Source organism: Gordonia desulfuricans NBRC 100010, assembly GCF_001485495.1.
GTDB lineage: Bacteria > Actinomycetota > Actinomycetes > Mycobacteriales > Mycobacteriaceae > Gordonia > Gordonia desulfuricans.
Genome location: NZ_BCNF01000133.1, coordinates 1 through 20,923, shown reverse-complemented (window position 1 = coordinate 20,923; position 20,923 = coordinate 1). Strand labels below are relative to the sequence as shown.

Below are 20,923 nucleotides of genomic sequence, written 5' to 3'. Positions count from 1 at the left end.
CCGGCTCAATTGCCGTGCCGCGCAGCGCCACACGATCTGCCCGGCTCAATCACCGTGCCGCGCCGCACGATCTGTCCGGCCCGATCACCGTGCCGCGCAAGCCGATCGGATCGATCACCGTGCGTGGCGCGCACGGTGATCGACGATCGAACTCAGATGACGCCGAGTGCGAGCATCGCGTCGGCGACCTGGGTGAAGCCCGCGATATTGGCGCCGAGCACGTAGTCACCCGGGGCGCCGTACTCGTCGGCGGTCTGCAGGCAGGTGTTGTGGATGCCCCGCATGATCTTCTGCAGTCGCTGTTCGGTGTGCTCGAAGCTCCAGGAGTCGCGGGAAGCGTTCTGCTGCATCTCGAGTGCACTGGTGGCCACACCGCCGGCGTTGGCCGCCTTACCCGGCGCGAACAGCACGCCGGCCTGTGCGAAGGCCTTGATGGCATCCGGGGTGGCGGGCATGTTGGCGCCCTCGGCGACCGCGCGGCAGCCATTGCTGATCAGGAACTTCGCATCCTGGTCGTTGAGCTCGTTCTGGGTCGCGCACGGCAGCGCGACATCGGTGGGCACCTGCCAGATCGAGGAACCGGGCTCACCGAGGTGTGCGCTGGACCGGGCATCGGCGTACTCGCCGATCCGGCCGCGGCGTACGTCCTTGATCTCCTTGAGGAGCTCCAGATCGATGCCGGCCTCGTCGACGACGTAGCCACCGGAGTCGGAGCAGGCCACCACGGTGCCACCGAGCTGATGGATCTTGTCGATGGCATGGATGGCGACATTGCCCGAGCCGGAGACCACGACGCGCTTGCCCTCGACGGACTCACCGGCAGCGGTGAGCATCTCCTGGACGAAGAACACCGCACCGTAGCCGGTGGCCTCCGGACGCACCTGCGATCCGCCCCACGACAGCCCCTTGCCGGTCAGCACGCCCGACTCGTAGCGGTTGGTGATCCGCTTGTACTGGCCGAACAGGTAACCGATCTCACGACCACCCACACCGATGTCACCGGCGGGGACGTCGGTGTACTCGCCGATGTGGCGGTACAACTCGGTCATGAAGGACTGACAGAACCGCATGATCTCGCCCTCGGAGCGGCCCTTGGGGTCGAAGTCCGACCCGCCCTTGCCGCCACCGATCGGCAGTCCGGTCAGCGCGTTCTTGAAGATCTGCTCGAAACCGAGGAACTTCACCACACCGAGGTAGACGCTCGGATGGAACCGCAGACCACCCTTGTAGGGCCCGAGCGCCGAGTTGAACTCGACACGGAAGCCGCGGTTGATCCGGACCTGTCCGTTGTCGTCGACCCACGGCACCCGGAAGATGATCTGGCGTTCGGGCTCGCAAAGCCGCTCGATGATGCCGGCGTCGGCATAGTGCGGGTACTTGGCCAGAACCAGGCCAAGACTGTCGAACACCTCGCGTGCAGCCTGGTGGAACTCCACCTCACCGGGATTGCGCGCGACCACCTCTTCGTAGAGGTCCTGCACCTTCTCATCGAGCACCGACACCTGGCCCGTCCTTCCCCTTGCGACCGCACCGCGCGGCCGGATGCCCCCACACAGTCGTGGCGGGTCCGGCCGCCAGCCTATCGCTCGACAGAAACGACGGGAATGCCGGATACCTGATGACCGATCCGGAGTGCCGCCGGGGATCGGCGTTCTCAGACCGAGATCGGCACCGATGCGGTCAGGTCGAGGGACGGATGGACGCGGGCCAGGCGACGCCGGGTCACATCGTCGACGCTCGTGGTCAACGTGAGAATCCACGGCACGACCTCGGCGCCGGGTCCCGGGTCGGCCTCGACGTCGGCGAGGATGTCGCGCGAGAGACTCTCCAGCCGCGCCGGGGTGAGCCATCCGGATCCGGTGAATGCGACGTCGACGTCGAAACTCCCCGGCGACCGCTTCGACCCTGCCGCCGCACGGTTGGCCGCTGCCCATTGCCTGGCCAGCAGCACCGAATCCACGGGTTCGACGACGATCGAATACCGCACCGGTACAGGGATGGCGTCCGTCACCACCCGACGCGCATTCTCGACGAAACGACGGACTCGGTCCTCGCTCGCACACACCCGTATACGACATTCCATGACAACCGCTTTCACGGCGCACTCACTCCTTTGTGAACACTCATTTGGAAACGATGTGCCATGGACTGTAGCCCAAAAGAAAGAATAGTCCAGTCGCGCTGGTCAAGCGCATCCGCAGTTCCGAAATATATTCCGGAGAAAGAAATTTCACGCCCGGTGTGCGTCCGGAGCTTTTCGGTCCGATGCGCCCTCGGCACGACCCACGTGGCCGCACAGAAAAATCAGGGAACCGGCGAATTGGCCGGCGCAGAAAAGACGTGTAATACAGATCAGCGCAAAGCGGCACCGTACACGTGGGTGATCGCCAGGCTCATCAGCACCCGACGATCGGCGACCATCACGCCGCGGTACTCCGCCCAGTCCGGGTGCTCTCCGGCGCCGAGCCGGTAGTAGTCGACCAGCGCGTCCGCCTCCGGACCGTTCGGGTCGGTAGCCGGGCCGACCAATGTGACCGTTCCCTCGGCGGTGGCCCAGGTGTAGCCGTCCGGCGAGGTGAACTCGATGGCCGCCCGCGGATCGCGGCGCAGGTTGGCGGTCTTCGCACGGCCCTCGGTCATCGAGACGTGGATGACGTCGGCGTCGGCGTCGTAGACGGCGGTCACCGGAGACAGCTGTGGCAGACCGCTCGCCCGGATCGTGGCGAGGATGCCGATGCGGGACGACGCGATGAGTGTGCGGGGGTCGAAGGCGGTGTCGCTCATGCGTCCGACAACCACCTGCTGTTCGTCGGAATTCCCGATCGATCCACGGCCCGGACCCCCGTGGCCCCGTAGGGTCGTCGGTGATCGACACCGACGACGACGGAGGCCACAACCGACATGGGTGATCGCAGGCTCGGCCGCGGAGAGAACACGACGCTGTCGGCCGAGGTGCTGACCGTCGCCGTCACCGGACCGGCTGTGGATGTGGTGGCCTTCGTCTTGCGTCCAGACCGCACGGTGCGCACCGATGCGGACTTCGTGTTCTACAACAATCCGCAGAGCCCGTCCGGCAAGGTGACCCTCACCGGTCCGGCGACGCTGACCGTCGATCTCCGGCGGATCCCGGCCGAGATCGAGCGCATCGCCGTCGGGATCTCGATCGACCCACCGGCAACCCTCGGCGGCGCACGCATCGACACCACGGTGACCGCCGGTGACACCACGATCGTCGCCCCTGCCGAGGGTCTGACCGTCGAGCGTGCCGCCGTCCTGGTCGAGATCTACCGCCGGGGTGGCGACTGGAAGCTGCGCAGCGAATCCGCCGGGTGGGAAGCAGGTTTCGCGGCGCTCGTCCGGGAACACGGTGTGGCCGTCGACGACGAACCAGCTGCGGTCGGGTCCCCGGCGTCTGCCCCGACTCCCCCGCCGGCCGCCACCACACCCGCCACCCCCGGAATACGGATGGTCAAGGGTGAGGAGAAGCTGTCGCTGGAGAAGCGTCAGAAGCTCGACCTCCGTAAGGAGCAGGTACACAAGGTCCTGCTCACCAAGGGGGCTGCGGGAGCGGTGGCCCGGGTGATCATGGTGATCGACAAGACCCTGTCGATGCGCCGTCTGTTCAAGGAGAAGACCGTGCACCGCGTGGTGGAACGGATGATCCCGGTGGCCACCCAGCTCGACAGCGACGGCAACCTCGAGGCCTATCTCTACGGCAGCAGCTATGCGCAGCTGCCGGATGTGACCGTCGCCGCCGCCGAGGAATGGATGGACACCTACATCCATCTCAAGGGCAGACATGGCGCCCCACTGGGACCGCAGATCGACTACGACCGGCAGATCGGCGGGGTCAACGAGGAACTCCCGATCATGAACGCCATCCTCGAGGCCGTCGCCGAGGCCGGCGACAGGCAACCGGTGTTGGTGCTGTTCTTCACCGACGGCGGTTTCCACAGCAAGGTGCCGCAGATCCGCCGGCTCATCCACGATGCGGCGGCACAGCCGATCTTCTGGCAGTTCATCGGACTGGGCCGCAACCGATTCGGAGTTCTCACCGAACTCGACACCCTGTCGGGTCGGGTCGTCGACAATGCGGGGTTCTTCCCCATCGACGACATCGACACCGTTGCCGACGGGGCCCTGTACGAACACCTGTTGTCGGAGTTCCCGGACTGGCTTCGTGAGGCCATCCGACTCGGGATCGTCGACGCACGATTCGGAGGACGCTGACATGACCGACACCGTCGACGAGGTCCACCCCGATCTGCGGCTCGCGGCGCGCGTCCTGCCCCGCAACGCCGTGATGTCGGCGACCGTCCCGGTGCTGCAGAAGATCACCGGTCTGGCCGCGATGCGTACGCCCGCCGGCGTCGAGGTCCACGATCTCGGTGACGGGGTGACGATCCGACTGCATCGTCCGCCGGTCCCGTCGGCATCCGGGCATGCGATGCTCTGGATTCACGGCGGCGGCTACGTGATCGGGTCGGCAGCCCAGGACGACAAGCTCTGCGCCGGATTCGCCCGGCGCCTCGGGATCACCGTCGCCGCCGTCGACTATCGACTCGCCCCGAAACACCCCTATCCGGTGCCGCTGCAGGATTGCCACCGCGCACTGGAATGGCTTGCTCGACAACCAGATGTGTCGGCAGATCGGTTGATCATCGGCGGCGCCAGCGCCGGTGGCGGACTCACCGCCGCACTCGCGTTGCGATGCCGCGACATGGGCGATCCGTCGCCGGTGTTCCAGCTGCTGGTGTATCCGATGCTCGACGACCGGTCGAGCAATGCCGGCCACGACGACCAGAACCATCGGGTGTGGAGCATCCGCTCGAACCGTGTGGGCTGGTCGTCCTATCTCGGTGACGCCGACCGGGATCTCGCGGTCCCGGCCCGCCGCCACGATCTCGCGGGGCTGCCGCCCGCCTGGATCGGCGTGGGCACCCACGACCTGTTCCACGACGAGGATCTCGAGTACGCCCGACATCTTCGGGAGTCGGGGGTGGCGGTGACCGTGGACACCGTTCCCGGGGCATTCCACGGCTTCGACCTCGTACTACCGCATGCCGGGGTGTCCCGGGAGTTCTTCGCGCGTCAATGCGAGGTGCTCGCCGCCGTCATCGGCTGACGCCCGGGTCCTCTCCGTCGAGCCGTTCCTGCGCGGCGGCGACGGCCTGCCGGGCGTTCTCGAGACTCTCGTGGGCGGCCCGTTCGGCGGCCTCGGCGCCCTCTTGCCGACGGCGCGCGAACCCGAGTTCCTGCTCGAGGCGCGCGACGTCGGCGCGCAGACGGTCGAGTTGGTCGGTGATGACCTCGACGGAGTGGGTGGCCTCCGCGCTCGCCAGCGCGGCGCGGTCGGTGCCACGGCGGGCACGGGTTTCGTCCGCCCGGGCGCGTGCGAGGCCGGCCTCGGCCGCCGCCCGTCGCGCTTGGGCATCTCGGCCCGGATCGGCCGCCGCGGCGTCACCGGACGAGGCGGTGGTCGGTGGGTGCGCGTCCGCGGCCGGGTCCGGGACGGCGAACACCGCTGCGGGACCGAATCCGGAGTACTCGCCGGCCGCCGTGAGCCGGCCGCGTGCCAGTCCGTCGGCGATGTCGGCATCGGCCATCGCGGCGCGCAGGGTCTGCACGATCTCGCGTTCGGTGCCCGCACTCACCGGCACCCCGAGATCGTCGGCGAGGTGGCCGACCGCGATCACGGCGGCGGTGACCACCTCTCGCCGCCGGGCCGACAGGTCCCGGACCTGCCCGGCCGCTCCGCGACGCTGGGCCTCGCGGAGTCGACCCCCGAGTTCGGTGAGGTCGGTGACGCCGTCCGGGTGGCGGCGCACCCACTGGTTGAGCAGCCACGCGGAGACCGTGGGCCGGCGCAGGGCTCCGATCTGCGTGGCCAGTGCCCGATCGCCACCGCGGCGGACGAGGGTGGCGAGGATGTTGCGGCGGGCGACGAAGTCGCCGGGCGCCAGCCCGTACAGTTCGTCGGCCGCCGCCTCGAGCGATTCGGGCCGCGACTCGGATTCGGGACGACCGGGGTGATCAGCCGCCATACCCGCCCCGGGGCCGATGGTGACACGCCATGTACCGATCCAAGCACGTGTGGCGTGTGTGGGGTCACTCTCGGCGCGTCACTACGCTGACCGGGTGTCGTTGTCGTCCTGGTCGGCGTTGTTGGCGGCGTGTCTGCTGATCAGCTTCACGCCGGGTGCCGGCGCGATCTACACCATGTCGAATGCGATCAACGTCGGACATCGCCGGACGATCTGGGGAGTTCTCGGCCTGCAGGCGGCGCTGATCATCCAGCTGGCGATCGTGGCCGCCGGACTCGGTGTGGTGGTGGCCGGTTCCCCGACCGCCTTTGCCGTGATCCGCTATCTGGGTGCGGCCTATCTCGTCTATCTGGGCATCCGGCAGATCCTGCGGACACCGGTCGCCGCCACCGACACCGTCGTGGGCGACACACCGCAGTCGGCGGGCTCGTTGTTCGTCCGCGGTGTCGGGGTGAACCTGCTGAACCCGAAGGCGATCGTCTTCTTCCTGGCGTTCATCCCCGGCTTCGTCAAACCCGAGCACGGATTCGTCACCCAGTACGCCATGATCGGCGCGACCATCGTGGCCGTCGACGTCGCGGTGATGTGGCTGTTCTTCGCCGTCGTCGGCCGTGGTTTCGCCCGGTTGACCGGTACGGTGACCGGTCAACGTCGGCTCAACCGCATCTTCGGTGCCCTGTTCATCGGCGTCGGCATCCTGTTGGCGGTCGTCTAGGGCGGCTTCCGCCGCACACACCTACCGATAGGTTCGCAGGGGTATCGACGACGGCTCGGGCCCGTCCGGGACGGGGATGCCCTCGAATCGGAATCCGAGCCGGTCGGCGAGGGCCTCCTCGACGAGCGCGGGCGACGACGGCCAGGACCCTCCGTCGTAGCGTTCGTAGCTGTCGACGGCGGCTTCGAACGGCAGCGCCGGACCGAGGTTCTCGGACAATCCACCGTCGTCGCTCCCGCCGAATCCACGGACGAGATGTCCGTCGGGATCCCACCAGCCGAACGACCCCCACCCGCTGACGCTGTGCAGCCCGAAGAGATACATGGTGCGGCCTTGCGCCGCGGAATGGAACCGCAGGTCCAGATCGAGCGGCCCCACCCCCACCGATTCGGTCGCGAGAACGGTGACACCGTCGAAGCAGGCGGCGGCCACCTGCCCATCACGGGGGTCGGCGGACTGCAGGAGGTTGCTGTCGGCGAGGAAGCGGCACGGGCCGAACAGTCCCCGGACGAGGGTGTCGGTGGCGGCGATGTCGATCGACGGCGGGCGCCGCAGCACCTCGGGTGTGTCGGCGTCGGTGTAGACGAGGAACCAGCACTTCATGCCCATGGGGCGTGACGCTACCCAGCGGTCAGCGGAATGGACGTGAGGCGTCGTTCGGCGAACCGACCGAAGCCGAGTCGTTGCAGGATCGGCGACGAGGTCTGTTCGGCATGGATGATCGCGAGCCCTGCACCGAGCGTGCGGGCGTCGTCGAGGCGGGCGGCCACCAGCGACCGATAGGCGCCCCGACTGCGGGCTTCGGTGACGATGGCCGCTCCCCACATGCGGGCGACGGCCCGGACGTGTTCGTAGCCGCCGGCACCGACCGGCTCGCCGTCGATGCGGGCCACGAACAGTCGGATGCGCTCGTCGTCGACCCGAAAGCCCGGATCGCGCAGGGCGTGCGGTTCGAATCCCCATGCCTGTCGGGAGATGCGGGCGAACTCGGCGACGTCGGCATCGGTGGCGACGCGGTGCACGGTGACGTCGGCCGGCAGTGGGATGGATGCCACGAACGTCTCGGTGGGTTCGCCGGCGATCACGTCGACGACGGCGACGGTGTGGGCTGCCCGGCGCGCCAGCTCGGTGTCGGTGAGTCCGCCGAACACCCCGACCCCGGCGGTGAAACGCAGGATGTCGGCCCCGTGTGCGCGGGTGGTGGCGGCGGCCTCGTCGAGTGCGGCGACCGGGTCGACGGACGAGTCCGCGTGGTACTGCAGCAGCGTCGCGACACCGTCGGCGAGATAGAACTCGCACGGCCCGTCGACGATGTGCTCGGAGCCGTCCGGATGCCAGGACGACTTCCATGCCACCGACTCTTCGACGATCCGCTCCGCTGTCCACGACACGGCACTAGACTTTCATGTGTGTGACCTGTCCGACTTTTCGGGGACCGAAACACCTGGTGGCGGTCTACCCAGGCGGCATCGAGCGTCTCAATTCGAGCAAAAACCTGAACGATTCCAGAAAAGGGTGCATACTGGTCTGCGTGACCTCCTCACCGGATTTCACCGCACTGCTGCGGGAAGCAGCACTCCGCGTCACCCGACCCCGGGTGGCGGTACTCGAGGCCGTCCACGCGCATCCGCACGCGGACACCGACTCGATCTACAGGGCAGCGCGGATCGAACTCCCCGAGGTCTCCCTGCAGGCCGTCTACGACGTACTGTCCGCCCTCACCGAGGTCGGTCTGGTCCGTCGGATCCAGCCGCAGGGCCACCTGGCCAGATACGAGGCACGCGTCGGCGACAACCATCACCACGCCGTGTGCCGTGCATGCGGCACGATCGGCGACGTCGACTGTGCCGTAGGCGAAACCCCCTGTCTGACAGCGTCAGACAGTCACGGTTTCATCCTCGACGAGGCCGAGGTCATCTACTGGGGGCTGTGTCCGACCTGCGCGGCCTCGCGTCCACCAGAGTCAACACAGTGATCGCAGCCCGCATCACTCATCATCGAAAGGACTGTCGTGTCTGACGAAACCGCAACCGAACATCCCCCGATTGGCGCGGCGAACACCGACGCCGGAGAACCTCCGGCCGGCTGCCCGATGCACATCCGTCCCCCGGTGGAGGGCGGCGGCAACGACCAGTGGTGGCCGGAACGCCTGAATCTCCGTGTGCTGGCGCATAATCCGGATGTCATCCGTCCGCGTGACACCGATTTCGACTACGCCGAGGCACTCAAGTCGCTCGACGTCGACGGCCTCGTCGCCGACCTGAAGACGCTCATGCGGGACTCGCAGGACTGGTGGCCCGCCGACTTCGGTCACTACGGCCCGCTGTTCGTCCGCATGTCCTGGCATGCCGCGGGTACCTACCGCGTCGAGGACGGCCGTGGCGGCGCCGGCACCGGCATGCAGCGGTTCGCGCCGCTCAACAGCTGGCCGGACAACGTCAGCCTGGACAAGGCCCGTCGTCTGCTGTGGCCGGTCAAGAAGAAGTACGGCAAGTCGATCAGCTGGGCGGATCTGATCGTGCTCGCCGGCAACGTGGCCCTCGAGGACATGGGCTTCAAGACCAAGGGCTTCGCCTTCGGTCGTCCGGACGAGTGGGAGCCGGAGGAGGTCTACTGGGGCGCCGAGTCGACCTGGCTGGGCACCAATGCCCGCTACTCGGGTGAGCGTGACCTGGAGAACCCGCTGGCCGCCACCACCATGGGCCTGATCTACGTCAATCCCGAAGGCCCCGAAGGAAAGCCGGACTACCTCGCCGCCGCGCAGGACATCCGCGACACCTTCGGCCGGATGGCGATGAACGACGTCGAGACCGCCGCGCTGATCGTCGGCGGGCACACCTTCGGCAAGACCCACGGCAACGGCGACGCCGACAAGCTCGGTCCCGAGCCCGAGGCCTCTCCGCTGGAGAACGTGGGTCTGGGCTGGGCCAACCCGCAGGGCTCCGGCGTCGGCCTCGACGCCATCACCTCGGGCCTCGAGGTGATCTGGACCCACACCCCCACCAAGTGGGACAACTCCTTCCTGGAGATCCTCTACGGCAACGAGTGGGAGCTCACCAAGAGCCCGGCCGGTGCCTTCCAGTGGCAGCCCAAGGACGGCGGCTGGGCCAACTCGGTCCCGCAGGCGTTCGGTACCGGCAAGACCCATCCGTCGATGCTGACCACCGACCTCACCCTGCGGTTCGATCCGGTCTACGGCGAGATCACCCGCCGCTGGCTCGATCACCCGGAGGAGCTGGCCGAGGAGTTCGCCAAGGCCTGGTTCAAGCTGCTGCACCGCGACATGGGTCCGGCCGCCCGCTACCTCGGACCGCTGGCCCCCAGCGAGACCTACCTGTGGCAGGACAACGTCCCGGCCCAGGAGGGTGCGGTTGTCTCCGACGCCGACATCGCGAACCTCAAGAACTCGCTGCTCGAATCCGGACTGACTGTCGCACAGCTGGTCTCGACCGCATGGAAGGCCGCCTCGACCTTCCGTGGCAGCGACTACCGCGGTGGCGCCAACGGCGGCCGGATCCGCCTGCAGCCGCAGTTGGGCTTCGAGAGCAACGAACCCGACGAGCTGGCCCAGGTGATCCGCGTGCTCGAGGAGATCCAGGGGTCGTTCACCGGTGAGGCGGGCGCCACGGTGTCCTTCGCCGACCTGGTGGTGCTCGGTGGCGTCGCCGCGATCGAGAAGGCCGCCAAGGACGCCGGCATCAGCGTGTCGGTGCCGTTCACCCCGGGCCGTACCGACGCCACCCAGGCGGAGACCGACGCCGATTCGGCCGCTCACCTGGAGACCAGGTACGACGGTTTCCGCAACTACGAGGGCAAGGGCAACGAGCTCTCCGCCGAGTACAACCTGCTCGACAAGGCCTCGCTGCTGACCCTGTCGGCGCCGGAGATGACCGTGCTGGTCGGCGGTCTGCGCGTGCTCGGTGCGACCTACCAGGGCTCGAGCCTCGGTGTGCTCACCGAGAACCCGGGCACGCTGACGAACGACTACTTCGTCAACGTCCTGGACATGGGTGTGAAGTGGGCCAAGAACGAGGACGGGACCTTCGTCGCGACCGACCGCAAGTCGGGCGAGAAGAAGTGGACCGGCAGCCGGGTCGATCTGGCCTTCGCCGCCAACTCCGAGCTGCGTGCCCTCGCCGAGGCCTACGCCGAGGACACCTCTGCCGAGACCTTCGTCGCCGACTTCGTCGCGGCGTGGACCAAGGTGATGGAACTCGACCGGTTCGAGCTGGTCTGATCAGCTGCTGACCACCCGGTGGCTCCGGTCACCGGAGCGTAACGGAAGCCGAATATCGATGGCGCCCAGGGATTCCCTGGGCGCCATCGCCGTCTCGGCCGGAGGGCGGGTAACGCGGTGATGTCGGGACGGTGATCGTGCGATTGCATATCCGGCGCATCGATGTGGATGTGATTATGCTGGCGGTTTCCCGATGAGGGGAACGGCGCCGGCATCATCACCTGCGGCGGGTCGTTCACCACTGGACGCAAAGGAGTGGCCATGTCGACCGCATCCGAGAGTTCTGCCCCCGATACGGTGCGCAGCACGCCCCGATCCCCCGGCCACATCCGATTGACCTCGCACAGTGCCGGATTCGGTGCGCCGCAGATCTCCTGGGGTGCGGCCACCGCCGCTGAGCGCGGCCCGGTGATCGCCACCACCACCGATCGGGCGCATCGCAACGTGATCGGTACCCACAGCGGCTCCTACAGCGTCTACCGGGCCCTCGCCGTCGCCGCGGGGGCGCTGTCACGTGATCATCGCGCGGACCTCACCAACACCTCACCCACCGACGTGATCGGCCCGCATCGGCAGTGGGCCGATCCCAACGCGATCGTCAGCCTCGACCCGTGGGGTGCGACCGTGGCCGAGTCGTTCCCCGAACTGCTCGCCTCCGGATACGACATCCGCCCGACGATCGCGGTCACCAAGGCGCACGTGATCCTGCCCGAGATCGCCGAGGCGATCTCCCGCGGCCGCCTGACGCCCGACGGCGAGTTCCTGCTGTCGACCGGTGCGGCGCTGGTCACCAAGGCGGCGGTGGAACCGGTGTGGTGGCTGCCCGGCGTCGCCGCACGCTTCGGGTGCAGCGAGACCGACCTGCGGCGCACGCTGTTCGAGGAGACCGGCGGGATGTACCCCGAGCTGGTCACCCGCTCCGACCTCGAGGTGTTCCTGCCGCCGATCGGTGGCCAGACCATCTACATCTTCGGTGATCCGCAAGACCTCTCGAATCCGGCGGTCGAACTGACCGCCCGCGTCCACGACGAGTGCAACGGGTCCGATGTGTTCGGCTCGGACATCTGTACCTGTCGTCCCTATCTGACCCACGCCATCGAGGAGTGCATCCAGGGTGCCCAGCGCGGCGGGGTGGGGCTGGTGGCCTACTCCCGCAAGGAGGGGCGAGCCCTCGGCGAGGTCACCAAGTTCCTGGTCTACAACGCACGCAAGCGGCAGGTGGGCGGCGACACCGCCGACCAGTACTTCGCGCGCACGGAATGTGTTGCGGGCGTACAGGACATGCGATTCCAGGAACTCATGCCCGATGTGCTGCACTGGCTGGGGATCACCAGGATCCACCGTCTGGTGTCGATGAGCAACATGAAGTACGACGCGATCACCGGCTCCGGGATCGAGGTGGGGGAACGCGTCGACATCCCCGATGAGCTCGTCCCCGAAGACGCCCGGGTGGAGATCGACGCCAAGATGGCCGCCGGATACTTCACCAGCGGGGCGGTGCCCACCACCGACGACCTGCGACAGGTCAAGGGTCGGGGGTTGTCCGGATGAGCATCACCACCGACACCACCGACGCCGAGGCGGCCGCCGTCCTGCGTCGTACCGGCGAGATCCGATCACGGGCCGGTCTCCTCACCGAACGGGCACGCGCCGGCGACTCGGAATGGTTTCGCGTCGACGACGACCGGCTCGACGACGCGGTGACACTGGTCGCCGAGGTGACCCGACGTCGCTACCCGACCCTCGACATCCCGTTCCACAGTCGCTGGCGGCATGTGGAGGCCGGTGGCGTCGACCGTGCCGCCGACCTCGACCGGCGCCTGGACACCGCCGACACCGGCCGCCGGGCCCGCGCCCAGATCGATCTGGCCGTGGTCAGCGTGCTGCTCGACGCCGGAGCCGGCCCCGACTGGTACTTCGACGAACCGGGAACCGGGCTGCGATTCACCCGCTCGGAAGGGCTCGCCGTCGCCGGCGTGCACGCCTTCTTCGACGGGGCCTTCTCGAGTGATCCGGCCGACCCGTTGCGTGTGGACGCCGCGGGTCTGCGCGCGCTGACCGCCGACCGGCTCGCCGCGGCATTCGGTGTCACCGACCGGACCCCGCTGGTGGGGCTCGAGGGACGCACCGCACTGCTGCATCGACTCGCCGACGCCCTCGACACCCGGTCGGAGGTCTACACCGACACCCGTCCCGGCGGCCTCTTCGACCACCTGGGCGGTACGGATTCGGTTGGCGCGCACCATATCCTGTCGGTGCTGCTCGACACCCTCGCACCGATCTGGCTCGCCGGGAACCAGATCGGCGAGGTCCCACTGGGTGATTGCTGGCCGCATCCGGCGGTCCGCGGTGAGCAGATCCCGGCCGGTACCGCCGGGTGGATGCCGTTCCACAAACTCTCGCAGTGGCTCACCTACTCACTGCTGGAACCGTTCTCGTGGGCCGGAGTGGAGGTGACCGGGCTCGACGAGCTGACCGCACTACCCGAGTACCGCAACGGGGGGCTGCTGATCGACACCGGGGTGTTGACCCCTCGCCCGGCCGATGCCGCCGACACCGTGTGGCAGGTCGGCGACGAACTGGTCGTCGAGTGGCGCGCGCTGACCGTCGCCCTGCTCGGCGAGCTGGCACCGCGCGTCGCCGATGCACTCGGCGTGGATCCGGCGTCGCTGCCCCTGGCCTGCGTCCTCGAGGGCGGCACCTGGGCTGCCGGTCGCGAGTTGGCGGCGGTCCGGCGAAACGGACTGCCCCCGCTGCAGATCGCCAGCGACGGCACCGTGTTCTGAGCGCCCGCAGCACCGGGCCACCCCACGACACCAGGCCACCGAAGAGTCTCATCCCCGCAAACGTCTGCCGGACCCGAGGAGAACGCCATCATGAGCGACGTACACGTCATCGATCATCCGCTGGTACAGCACAAACTGACCCTGATGCGCCAGAAAGAGACCTCCACCAACGACTTCCGGCGTCTGCTCAACGAGATCTCCACGCTGATGGCCTACGACGTACTCGCCGACATCCCGATGCAGGAGATCAAGGTGGAGACCCCGATGGAGGTCACCACCGGCATGGTGATCGACGGCAAGAAACTCGTGTTCGCCTCGGTCCTGCGGGGCGGCACCTCCATCGCCGACGGCATGCTGACGGTGGTGCCGGGCGCCCGCATCGGCCACATCGGCCTCTACCGTGACCCGAAAACCCATGTGGCGGTGGAGTACTACTTCAAGATGCCCAAGGATCTCGACGAGCGTGACGTGGTGGTGGTCGATCCGCTGCTGGCGACCGGACATTCGGCGGTCGCCGCGGTGGACCGGATCAAGGAGTACCGGCCCCGGTCCATCCGGTTCGTCTGCCTGCTGGCGTGCCCCGAGGGGTTGGCCATGTTGCAGGGCGCCCATCCCGATGTACCGGTGTTCACCGCCGCGGTCGACCGCGAACTCGACGCGAACGGCTACATCCTGCCCGGCCTCGGCGATGCGGGCGACCGGATCTACGGCACCGCCTGATCGCGGGCGAGGACCAGCATCCGCTCCTCGATGGTGCCCGGTACCTCGTCGAGGTCGGCGGTGACGGCGTGCGCCGACAACACCGCGGCCACCTGATCGGGCGGCGTGGCCGCGACACGGATCGTGGTGCCGGACAGGATCACCGGCAGTCCGGCGTCGGCGAGCACGGTGAACGTCGCCGACCAGTCGTCGGAGCGCACGCGCGTGGCCTGCAGTCCGCCGATCACATCGGCCTCGGTGCCCTGCGCCACCAGCCGCCCCGACGACATCAGCAGCAGCCGGTCACACTCCTGCGCCTCCTCCATGTAGTGGGTGGTGACCAGCACCGCGACCCCCGCCTCCGCCTGCTCGCCGATGGTGTCCCACAGGCGTGAGCGCGACAGCGCGTCCACCCCGGAGGTTGGCTCGTCGAGCACCAGCACCTCCGGATGATGTGCCAGTGCGACGGTGAAGGCGGCCTGACGTTGTGCGCCCAGGGCGAGGTCACCGACCAGCGTGTCGGCGTGGTCGGCGAGATCGGATGTCAGGGCGGGCACCTCGACGCCGTAGATGTCGGCGGTGAACGCGAGGTTCTCGGCGACGGTGAGATCCCGATAGAGCCCGAGGTTCTGTGGGACATACCCCATGCGTGCGCGTGCACGGCGTGCGGGCGGACCGCCGAACAGCCCCACCGAGCCCGCACTCGGTGCGAGGAGTCCGAGCAGCATCCGGATCACCGTCGTCTTGCCCGCGCCGTTGGCACCGAGCAGTCCGACCACCTCCCCCGGCGACACCGTGAAGGTGACGTCGTCGACGGCGGTGAACGACCCGAAGCGGCGGGTCAGCGCCGAGGCGGTGACGACCGGCGTGCTCACCGCGCACCGCCCTGGTGACCGCCCGAGGTGCCGACCGCCACCCGACGCCGCAACGACAGGGCGACGACGATGTCCTCCAGATCCGGGGCGACGGTGGCCTGCAAGGTACCCGGGGCGAGACCGTCGGGCCAGTACTCGTTGCGGGTCCGGCCGCGACGCCACGACCATTCGGGGCGCACCGGATGCGGGCCGGCGGTGACCGCGCCGGCGAAACCGGCACGCACGTCGTCGAAGGAGCCGTCGGTGAGGATCTGCCCGTCGTCGAGGACGACGAGTCGCGACGCCCGCTCGGCCTCGTCGAGGTAGGTGGTCGACATGATCACCGCCGCACCGTCGGCGGCGGCGTCGGAGATCATGCGCCACAGTTCGATCCGGCTGACCGGGTCGACACCGGTGCTCGGTTCGTCGAGGATCAGCAGCGCCGGACGGTGGATCATCGCCATGGCGGCGCCGAGTTTGCGGCGCATCCCACCCGAGAGCGCCGACGCGCGCCGCTCGGCGGCACCCCGCAACCCGCTGCGGTCGATCAGCTCGTCGCGGCGGCGGGTCAGTGACTCGCCGTGGAGTCCGTAGCAGCCGCCGACGAAGTCGAGGTTCTGGGTGACCGTGAGCGCCCCCCAACTGCCCGGTCCGGCGCACAGATAGCCGATCTGGGCCTTCGGCGGGAGGTCGGTGTGTCCGTCGTCGGGAACGATCTCACCGGCGAACACGCGCAGCAACGTGGTCTTGCCCGCCCCGTCGCCGCCCACCACCGCGACCACCGCACCGTCGGGGACATCGACGTCGACCCCGCCGGTCCCGGCGCCACCGAGGGCGCGTCGAGCACCGAAGCAGACCCCGATGCCGTGGGCCGACGCGCTCATGTCCGGCCCGATCCGGGGGCGAGGTCGCGGCGGAACCGGAGGGTCGCACCGACGAACACCACCACCGCCATCCCGGCGAGCACCACCAGCGGCAGCCACAGCGACTGGATGGGTGCACCCCGCAGCATCACGCCCTGCGAGATCATCGTGAAGTACGTCAGCGGCAGCAGATAGCCGATCCAGCGGACCCCGGCGGCCATCGCATCGAGCGGAAAGATCATCCCCGACAACAGGATCTGCGGGATCAGGAAGAAGAATGCGGTCTGGATGGCCTGCCCGGTGGTCTGCGAGATGGTCGAGATGAACACCCCCACACCGAGTACCACGAACAAGAACAGTGCGGCCCCGAGGACGAACACCGCGGGGTCACCGTTGAACGGAACGTCGAACAGCACCATCCCGAGCACCGTGATGATGCCCATGTCGATCGCGGCGAGCAGGAAGTACGGGGCGATCTTGCCGAGGATGACCTGGGTGGGGCGGATCGGCATCACCGCGAGTTGTTCGAGGGTGCCGGCCTCCCGTTCGCGGACCAGACCGATGCTGGTGATGATCGTGCCGATGAACAGCAGGATCAGTCCGATGATGGCCGGCACCATCACCCAGGCGGTCTTGAGGTCGGGATTGAACAAGACCTCGGTGTGCACCGTGTCGCCGAGCCGGTTGAGCACCCCGACGGTCGATTCCGCGGCGAAGAGATTGGATCCGTCGACATAGACCACCGGCGGATTCACCCCGGTCACGATCCCGACGTCGACGGCGTTGTCCTGCAACATGTCCCGAACCGCGGAATCACCTTGTCCCGGATCGGTACGGGTGACGTCGAAATACGGGGGCAGTGCCGCGGCGACCTGCTGCGCCTGCGGACCCACCACCGCGGTGTCGACCGACGACACGTAGAAGTTGGCGGCGTAACCGAAGATGATCAGCAACAGCAGCGGCATCACCACCAGCATCGCCAGGGTGCGTCGGTCCCGGAGGAGCTCGCGGAACTCCTTGACGATCATCGCCCGCATGGGTCGAGGCTAGGGGACGCCCCGGTCACCGGGTCGGCGATTCGCCGGACACATCCCCCGCTCGCACCGGATGTGTCCGGGATGTCCGCTATTTGTGCGGGACGTCCGCGGAGAGGCCGCCGTCCATCACGAATTCCGAACCGGTGGCATACGACGACTCGTCACTGGCGAGGAAGACGACGAAGGTCGAGACCTCCGCGGATTCGGCGGCACGCCCGAGCGGCACCTTCACCATGTCCTCGGGCAACCCTTCGGTCATCGGCGTGCGGATGAGTCCCGGGTGGATCGAGTTGACGCGCACATTGTGTGGCGCCAGCTCGAGCGCGGCCGACTTGGCCAGTCCCCGGACACCCCACTTGGACGCGACGTAGCCGTGCGCCCACGGACTGCCCCGTAGACCCTCGACCGACGACACGTTGATGATCGATCCGCCGCCGGCCGCGATCATCGGATCGGCGACGGCCTGGATGCCGAGGAAGGTTCCGGTCAGGTTGACGTCGATGATCTGCTTCCACTTGTCCAGGCGGAACTTCTGGATCGTCGAGCCGTTGACGATGCCGGCATTGTTCACGAGCACGTTGAGCTTGCCGAACTCCCCGGTCGCCGTCGCCACCGCGGTCTGCCAGTCCTCGGGCGAGGTCACGTCGAGGTGGAGATAGCGCGCCGATTCCCCCAACTCGTCGGCCAGGGCCTTGCCCGGGTCGTCGAGGATGTCCCCGATCACCACCTTCGCACCCTCGGCGACCAGGGCTCGCGCATGCTCTGCGCCCATGCCGCGGGCACCCCCGGTGATCACTGCAACCTTGTCGTCAACACGTCCCATGGCAGGGACCTTACAGCGCAAACAGCCGAATGAGAACACGTTCTAGAAAGAATGTGGTCTACTGTTTGGACAGAAGTCCGGACAGGTGTTCACGCAACAGGAGGCAGGCCGACGATGGCGATCCGTGTAGGGCTGGTCGGGACCGGAAATGCGGGCAGACTCGCCCTCACCCAACTGATCGAGGACCCACGCTTCGAACTCGTCGGGGTCGTGGTGCACAACCCGGACAAGGTCGGCGTGGACGCCGGCACGCTGGCCGGACTCGAGCCGTCGACCGGTGTCGCAGCCGGCAACGACCTCGATGCGCTGATCGCCGTCGAGCCCGAGTGCATCGTGTACTGCGCCATGGGTGACACGCGGCCGATCGAGGCGTTCGACGACGTCAGCCGCATCCTGGCCGCCGGGATCGATGTGGTCGGATCGGCGCCGGTGCCGTTGCAGTACCCGTGGGGTGCGGTGCCGGAGAAGGCCATCGACCGGCTACAGCGCACCGCCGCCGACAACGATGCCGCCATCTTCATCACCGGGGTCGATCCCGGCTTCGCCAACGACCTCATCCCGCTGGCATTCACCGGCACATGCCAGCGCATCGAGCAGATCCGCTGCATGGAGATCGCCGACTACGCCACCTACGACGGCGCCGAGGTGATGGTCGACGTGATGGGCTTCGGCAAGCCGCTCGACGAGACCCCGATGCTGTTCCTGCCCGGCATCCTCGCACTCGCCTGGGGCACCGCCATCCACCAGCTGGCCGGTGCGCTCGGCGTGACCGTCGACCAGATCACCGAAAGTCATGAAAGTGCCGCAGCCCCAGAGGCTCTGACGATTGCCACCGGCACCATCGCGGCCGGCACCCGTGCGGCGGTCCGGTTCGAGATCACCGGGATCGTCGACGGCCGACCGGCGATCGTCGTCGAGCACGTGACCCGATTGCGCGAAGATCTGCGACCCGACTGGGCACAGCCCGCGCAACCGGGCGGGTGCTACCGGGTGGAGATCGTCGGCGAACCCTCGTATCGGGTCGACATCTGCCCGACCAGTCGCAAAGGCGACCACAACCATGCCGCGATCGTCGCCGCGGCGGGACGCATCGTGAATGCGATCCCGGCCGTCGTCGACGGTCCCCCCGGAATCCGCACCACCATCGACCTACCGCTGATCCCAGGACCCGCACTCACGGTGAGCTGAGCGCGCCGGGCCCATCGAGGGCAAGAACGGTCAAGCGCCGAGATCGCCCCTGCGCCGATACTGACTGTCATGACGACCAGACCTGCTGTCATGACGACCGCGAGTCCGCGATGACCGAGAACGGCGCCGACCGACTCCGGGAACTGCTCGACGCCGTCCTCGGCGAGGACGGCACGGAACTGGCCGGGATGGCCGCCGATGCCCACGCCTCGGCATTCCACTTCAGCCGGCAGGTCTCCCGGAGCACCGGCGAGGCACCGGTCGCGCTGCGGCGTCGCGTCACACTCGAACGGGCCGCCTGGTATCTGCTGCGCGGCCGCAGCGTCACCGACGTCGCCTTCGACTCCGGGTACGACTCGGTGGAGGGATTCAGCCGGGCGTTCACCCGGGCCTTCGGCCATCCGCCGAGCACCATGGCCGCGGCCTCCGAACGCGGACACTGGCTTCCGGCACCGAACGGAATCCACTTCCACTCCCCGACCGTGCTGTATGTCGATGCCGGGGAGACCGTGGAGGAGACCGCCGGGGACGTGGTGACGATGATGGTGCGCCATGACCTCGACGACGTGACGGCCCTCCTCGAGGCGGCCGCAGCGGTGCCGGAGACCGAGTACCGACGAGTCCGACTGCCGCGCAATCAGATCACGGCATGGCAGGAACCTGACGAATCGATCGCACAGGTCCTGCACCATCTGGTCACCGACAAACTTCCGTGGCTGGCGTCCATCGAGGGCGGCGACCACCCCGACCTCGGGAGCGACGATCTCGACGCGCTGACGCTGATGCATCCGACGGTGGCCGGCCGCTGGCTCGCACTCGTCCGCGACATCGAGCGGCGGCAGGCGTGGTCGGATCGGGTGATCGACGCACTGTGCGAACCACCCGAGTCATTCCTGTTGTCGCAGATCGTCACCCATGTACTCACCTTCGCCGCGCATCGTCGGCTCCTCCTGCGCATGATGCTGCGCGAGGCCGGGGTTGACGTTCTCGCCCCAGCGCTCGATCCCGATCCCATCATCTGGCACCGCAACCGATCCGGAGGATTCTGATGACCCGCTTCCGCTACTACACCGCCACCACCCTCGACGGGTTCCTCGCCGACGAGCACGATGACCTCGGCTGGTTGCTGAGTCAACCGCACGACGAGGACGGGTTCGGCAACATGAACGACTTCGGCAAGCAGGTGGGGACGGTCGTCATGGGTGCCACGACATACCAGTGGCTACTCGACAACGAGCTGTCGGAGGCCCGGCCCTGGCCATACACCGAACCGTCGTTCGTGTTCACCCATCGCGAGATCACCCCGGTCGCCGACTCCATCCGGGTGGTGGCCGGCTCCCCGAGCGAGTTCCGGGACGAACTGGTGGCAGCCGCCGACGGCAAGGACGTCTGGGTGGTCGGCGGTGGGGATCTCGCCGCCCAGTTCGCCGACGCGGGGATGCTCGACGAGATCGAGGTGTCGATCGCGCCGGTCACTCTCGGTAGCGGACGTCCACTGTTCACCCGGCCGTTCGACCTGGAGCTGATCGAGTACGGTCGCAACGCCGCATTCCTCTGTGCCCGATATGCGGTGAAGGGCGCGCGAGATGCAGGGTCCCGCGAGAGCTGATCGATGAGCGAAGCCTTCGTCGCTCCACTCCTCTATGCCCGTTAGATGATTGAGCCGGGACCGAGCAT

At 68.0% G+C, this 20,923-nt stretch carries 21 protein-coding genes; 11 read left to right on the top strand and 10 right to left on the bottom strand.

Annotated elements, in window-relative coordinates; genetic code table 11:
* Positions 1-152 precede the first annotated feature (152 nt).
* The 3 genes from gdhA to GD1_RS20000 all read right to left on the bottom strand — a co-directional run bounded on the left by gdhA (position 153) and on the right by GD1_RS20000 (position 2,784).
* Entirely contained in the window at positions 153-1,502 is a 1,350-nt protein-coding gene (gene gdhA, locus GD1_RS20010; protein ID WP_020792636.1) for an NADP-specific glutamate dehydrogenase, read from the bottom strand.
* 152 nt (positions 1,503-1,654) lie between these two features.
* Positions 1,655-2,014: a hypothetical protein gene (locus tag GD1_RS20005; RefSeq protein ID WP_244882913.1), complete on the bottom strand. Its 360-nt coding sequence runs from the start codon at positions 2,012-2,014 to the stop codon at positions 1,655-1,657.
* A gap of 338 nt (positions 2,015-2,352) precedes the next feature.
* Positions 2,353-2,784, bottom strand: a complete 432-nt coding sequence (locus tag GD1_RS20000; protein WP_059039288.1) for a PPOX class F420-dependent oxidoreductase — start codon at positions 2,782-2,784, stop codon at positions 2,353-2,355.
* A gap of 117 nt (positions 2,785-2,901) precedes the next feature.
* On the opposite strand from GD1_RS20000, the gene GD1_RS19995 reads away from it, so the two are divergent.
* A complete protein-coding gene (locus GD1_RS19995) occupies positions 2,902-4,230 on the top strand; it encodes a vWA domain-containing protein (protein ID WP_059039287.1) in 1,329 nt (442 codons plus the stop codon).
* Position 4,231: 1 nt separating this feature from the next.
* Entirely contained in the window at positions 4,232-5,125 is an 894-nt protein-coding gene (locus GD1_RS19990) for an alpha/beta hydrolase (RefSeq protein WP_059039286.1), read from the top strand.
* Here the strand turns inward: GD1_RS19990 and GD1_RS19985 are convergent.
* Entirely contained in the window at positions 5,115-6,044 is a 930-nt protein-coding gene (locus tag GD1_RS19985) for a hypothetical protein (RefSeq protein ID WP_059039285.1), read from the bottom strand. The two genes, GD1_RS19990 and GD1_RS19985, sit on opposite strands and share 11 nt — an antisense overlap.
* 94 nt (positions 6,045-6,138) lie before the next feature.
* On the opposite strand from GD1_RS19985, the gene GD1_RS19980 reads away from it, so the two are divergent.
* Complete coding sequence (locus tag GD1_RS19980; RefSeq protein WP_059039284.1) at positions 6,139-6,759, top strand: LysE family transporter; 621 nt, start codon at positions 6,139-6,141, stop codon at positions 6,757-6,759.
* Positions 6,760-6,780: 21 nt separating this feature from the next.
* Here the strand turns inward: GD1_RS19980 and GD1_RS19975 are convergent, their stop codons facing one another.
* Together GD1_RS19975 and GD1_RS19970 are read right to left on the bottom strand one after the other, a co-directional pair.
* Positions 6,781-7,368 (bottom strand): DUF6928 family protein, encoded by a 588-nt coding sequence (locus GD1_RS19975; protein WP_059039283.1) that lies wholly within the window; start codon positions 7,366-7,368, stop codon positions 6,781-6,783.
* Between the two features lie 11 nt (positions 7,369-7,379).
* The gene (locus GD1_RS19970; protein ID WP_059039282.1) at positions 7,380-8,150 is read right to left on the bottom strand and encodes a GNAT family N-acetyltransferase; all 771 of its coding nucleotides are present in this window, start codon (positions 8,148-8,150) and stop codon (positions 7,380-7,382) included.
* 140 nt (positions 8,151-8,290) lie between these two features.
* Here GD1_RS19970 and GD1_RS19965 point away from each other — a divergent pair, with 140 nt between their 5' ends.
* The 5 genes from GD1_RS19965 (at position 8,291) to upp (ending at position 14,502) form a co-directional block, all read left to right on the top strand.
* Positions 8,291-8,734, top strand: a complete 444-nt coding sequence (locus tag GD1_RS19965) for a Fur family transcriptional regulator (protein ID WP_059039281.1) — start codon at positions 8,291-8,293, stop codon at positions 8,732-8,734.
* 117 nt (positions 8,735-8,851) lie between these two features.
* Entirely contained in the window at positions 8,852-10,996 is a 2,145-nt protein-coding gene (gene katG, locus GD1_RS19960; protein WP_083534502.1) for a catalase/peroxidase HPI, read from the top strand.
* A 261-nt stretch (positions 10,997-11,257) separates the two neighbouring features.
* The gene (locus tag GD1_RS19955) at positions 11,258-12,547 is read left to right on the top strand and encodes a GTP cyclohydrolase II (RefSeq protein WP_059039279.1); all 1,290 of its coding nucleotides are present in this window, start codon (positions 11,258-11,260) and stop codon (positions 12,545-12,547) included.
* Positions 12,544-13,782 carry a URC4/urg3 family protein gene (locus GD1_RS19950; protein WP_059039278.1) on the top strand — a complete coding sequence of 413 codons (1,239 nt, stop codon included), beginning with the start codon at positions 12,544-12,546 and terminating at the stop codon, positions 13,780-13,782. The genes GD1_RS19955 and GD1_RS19950 overlap by 4 nt, the downstream gene beginning before the upstream one ends.
* A 90-nt stretch (positions 13,783-13,872) precedes the next feature.
* A complete protein-coding gene (upp, locus tag GD1_RS19945; protein ID WP_059039277.1) occupies positions 13,873-14,502 on the top strand; it encodes a uracil phosphoribosyltransferase in 630 nt (209 codons plus the stop codon).
* Here the strand turns inward: upp and GD1_RS19940 are convergent.
* The 4 genes from GD1_RS19940 to GD1_RS19925 all read right to left on the bottom strand — a co-directional run bounded on the left by GD1_RS19940 (position 14,487) and on the right by GD1_RS19925 (position 18,058).
* Positions 14,487-15,356, bottom strand: a complete 870-nt coding sequence (locus GD1_RS19940) for an ABC transporter ATP-binding protein (protein ID WP_059039276.1) — start codon at positions 15,354-15,356, stop codon at positions 14,487-14,489. The two genes, upp and GD1_RS19940, sit on opposite strands and share 16 nt — an antisense overlap.
* Positions 15,353-16,219 carry an ABC transporter ATP-binding protein gene (locus GD1_RS19935; RefSeq protein WP_059039275.1) on the bottom strand — a complete coding sequence of 289 codons (867 nt, stop codon included), beginning with the start codon at positions 16,217-16,219 and terminating at the stop codon, positions 15,353-15,355. The genes GD1_RS19940 and GD1_RS19935 overlap by 4 nt, the downstream gene beginning before the upstream one ends.
* Entirely contained in the window at positions 16,216-17,235 is a 1,020-nt protein-coding gene (locus GD1_RS19930; protein ID WP_059039274.1) for an ABC transporter permease, read from the bottom strand. Before GD1_RS19930 ends, GD1_RS19935 begins: the two co-directional genes overlap by 4 nt.
* 88 nt (positions 17,236-17,323) lie before the next feature.
* Positions 17,324-18,058, bottom strand: a complete 735-nt coding sequence (locus tag GD1_RS19925) for a glucose 1-dehydrogenase (protein ID WP_053775999.1) — start codon at positions 18,056-18,058, stop codon at positions 17,324-17,326.
* A gap of 114 nt (positions 18,059-18,172) precedes the next feature.
* Between GD1_RS19925 and GD1_RS19920 the strand changes: the two genes are divergently transcribed.
* The 3 genes from GD1_RS19920 to GD1_RS19910 all read left to right on the top strand — a co-directional run bounded on the left by GD1_RS19920 (position 18,173) and on the right by GD1_RS19910 (position 20,855).
* Positions 18,173-19,246 (top strand): NAD(P)H-dependent amine dehydrogenase family protein, encoded by a 1,074-nt coding sequence (locus GD1_RS19920; RefSeq protein ID WP_059039273.1) that lies wholly within the window; start codon positions 18,173-18,175, stop codon positions 19,244-19,246.
* Positions 19,247-19,356: 110 nt separating this feature from the next.
* Positions 19,357-20,295 carry a helix-turn-helix domain-containing protein gene (locus GD1_RS19915; protein ID WP_059039272.1) on the top strand — a complete coding sequence of 313 codons (939 nt, stop codon included), beginning with the start codon at positions 19,357-19,359 and terminating at the stop codon, positions 20,293-20,295.
* Positions 20,295-20,855, top strand: coding sequence for a dihydrofolate reductase family protein (locus tag GD1_RS19910; protein ID WP_059039271.1), 561 nt, complete (start codon positions 20,295-20,297; stop codon positions 20,853-20,855). The genes GD1_RS19915 and GD1_RS19910 overlap by 1 nt, the downstream gene beginning before the upstream one ends.
* Positions 20,856-20,923: the final 68 nt, after the last annotated feature.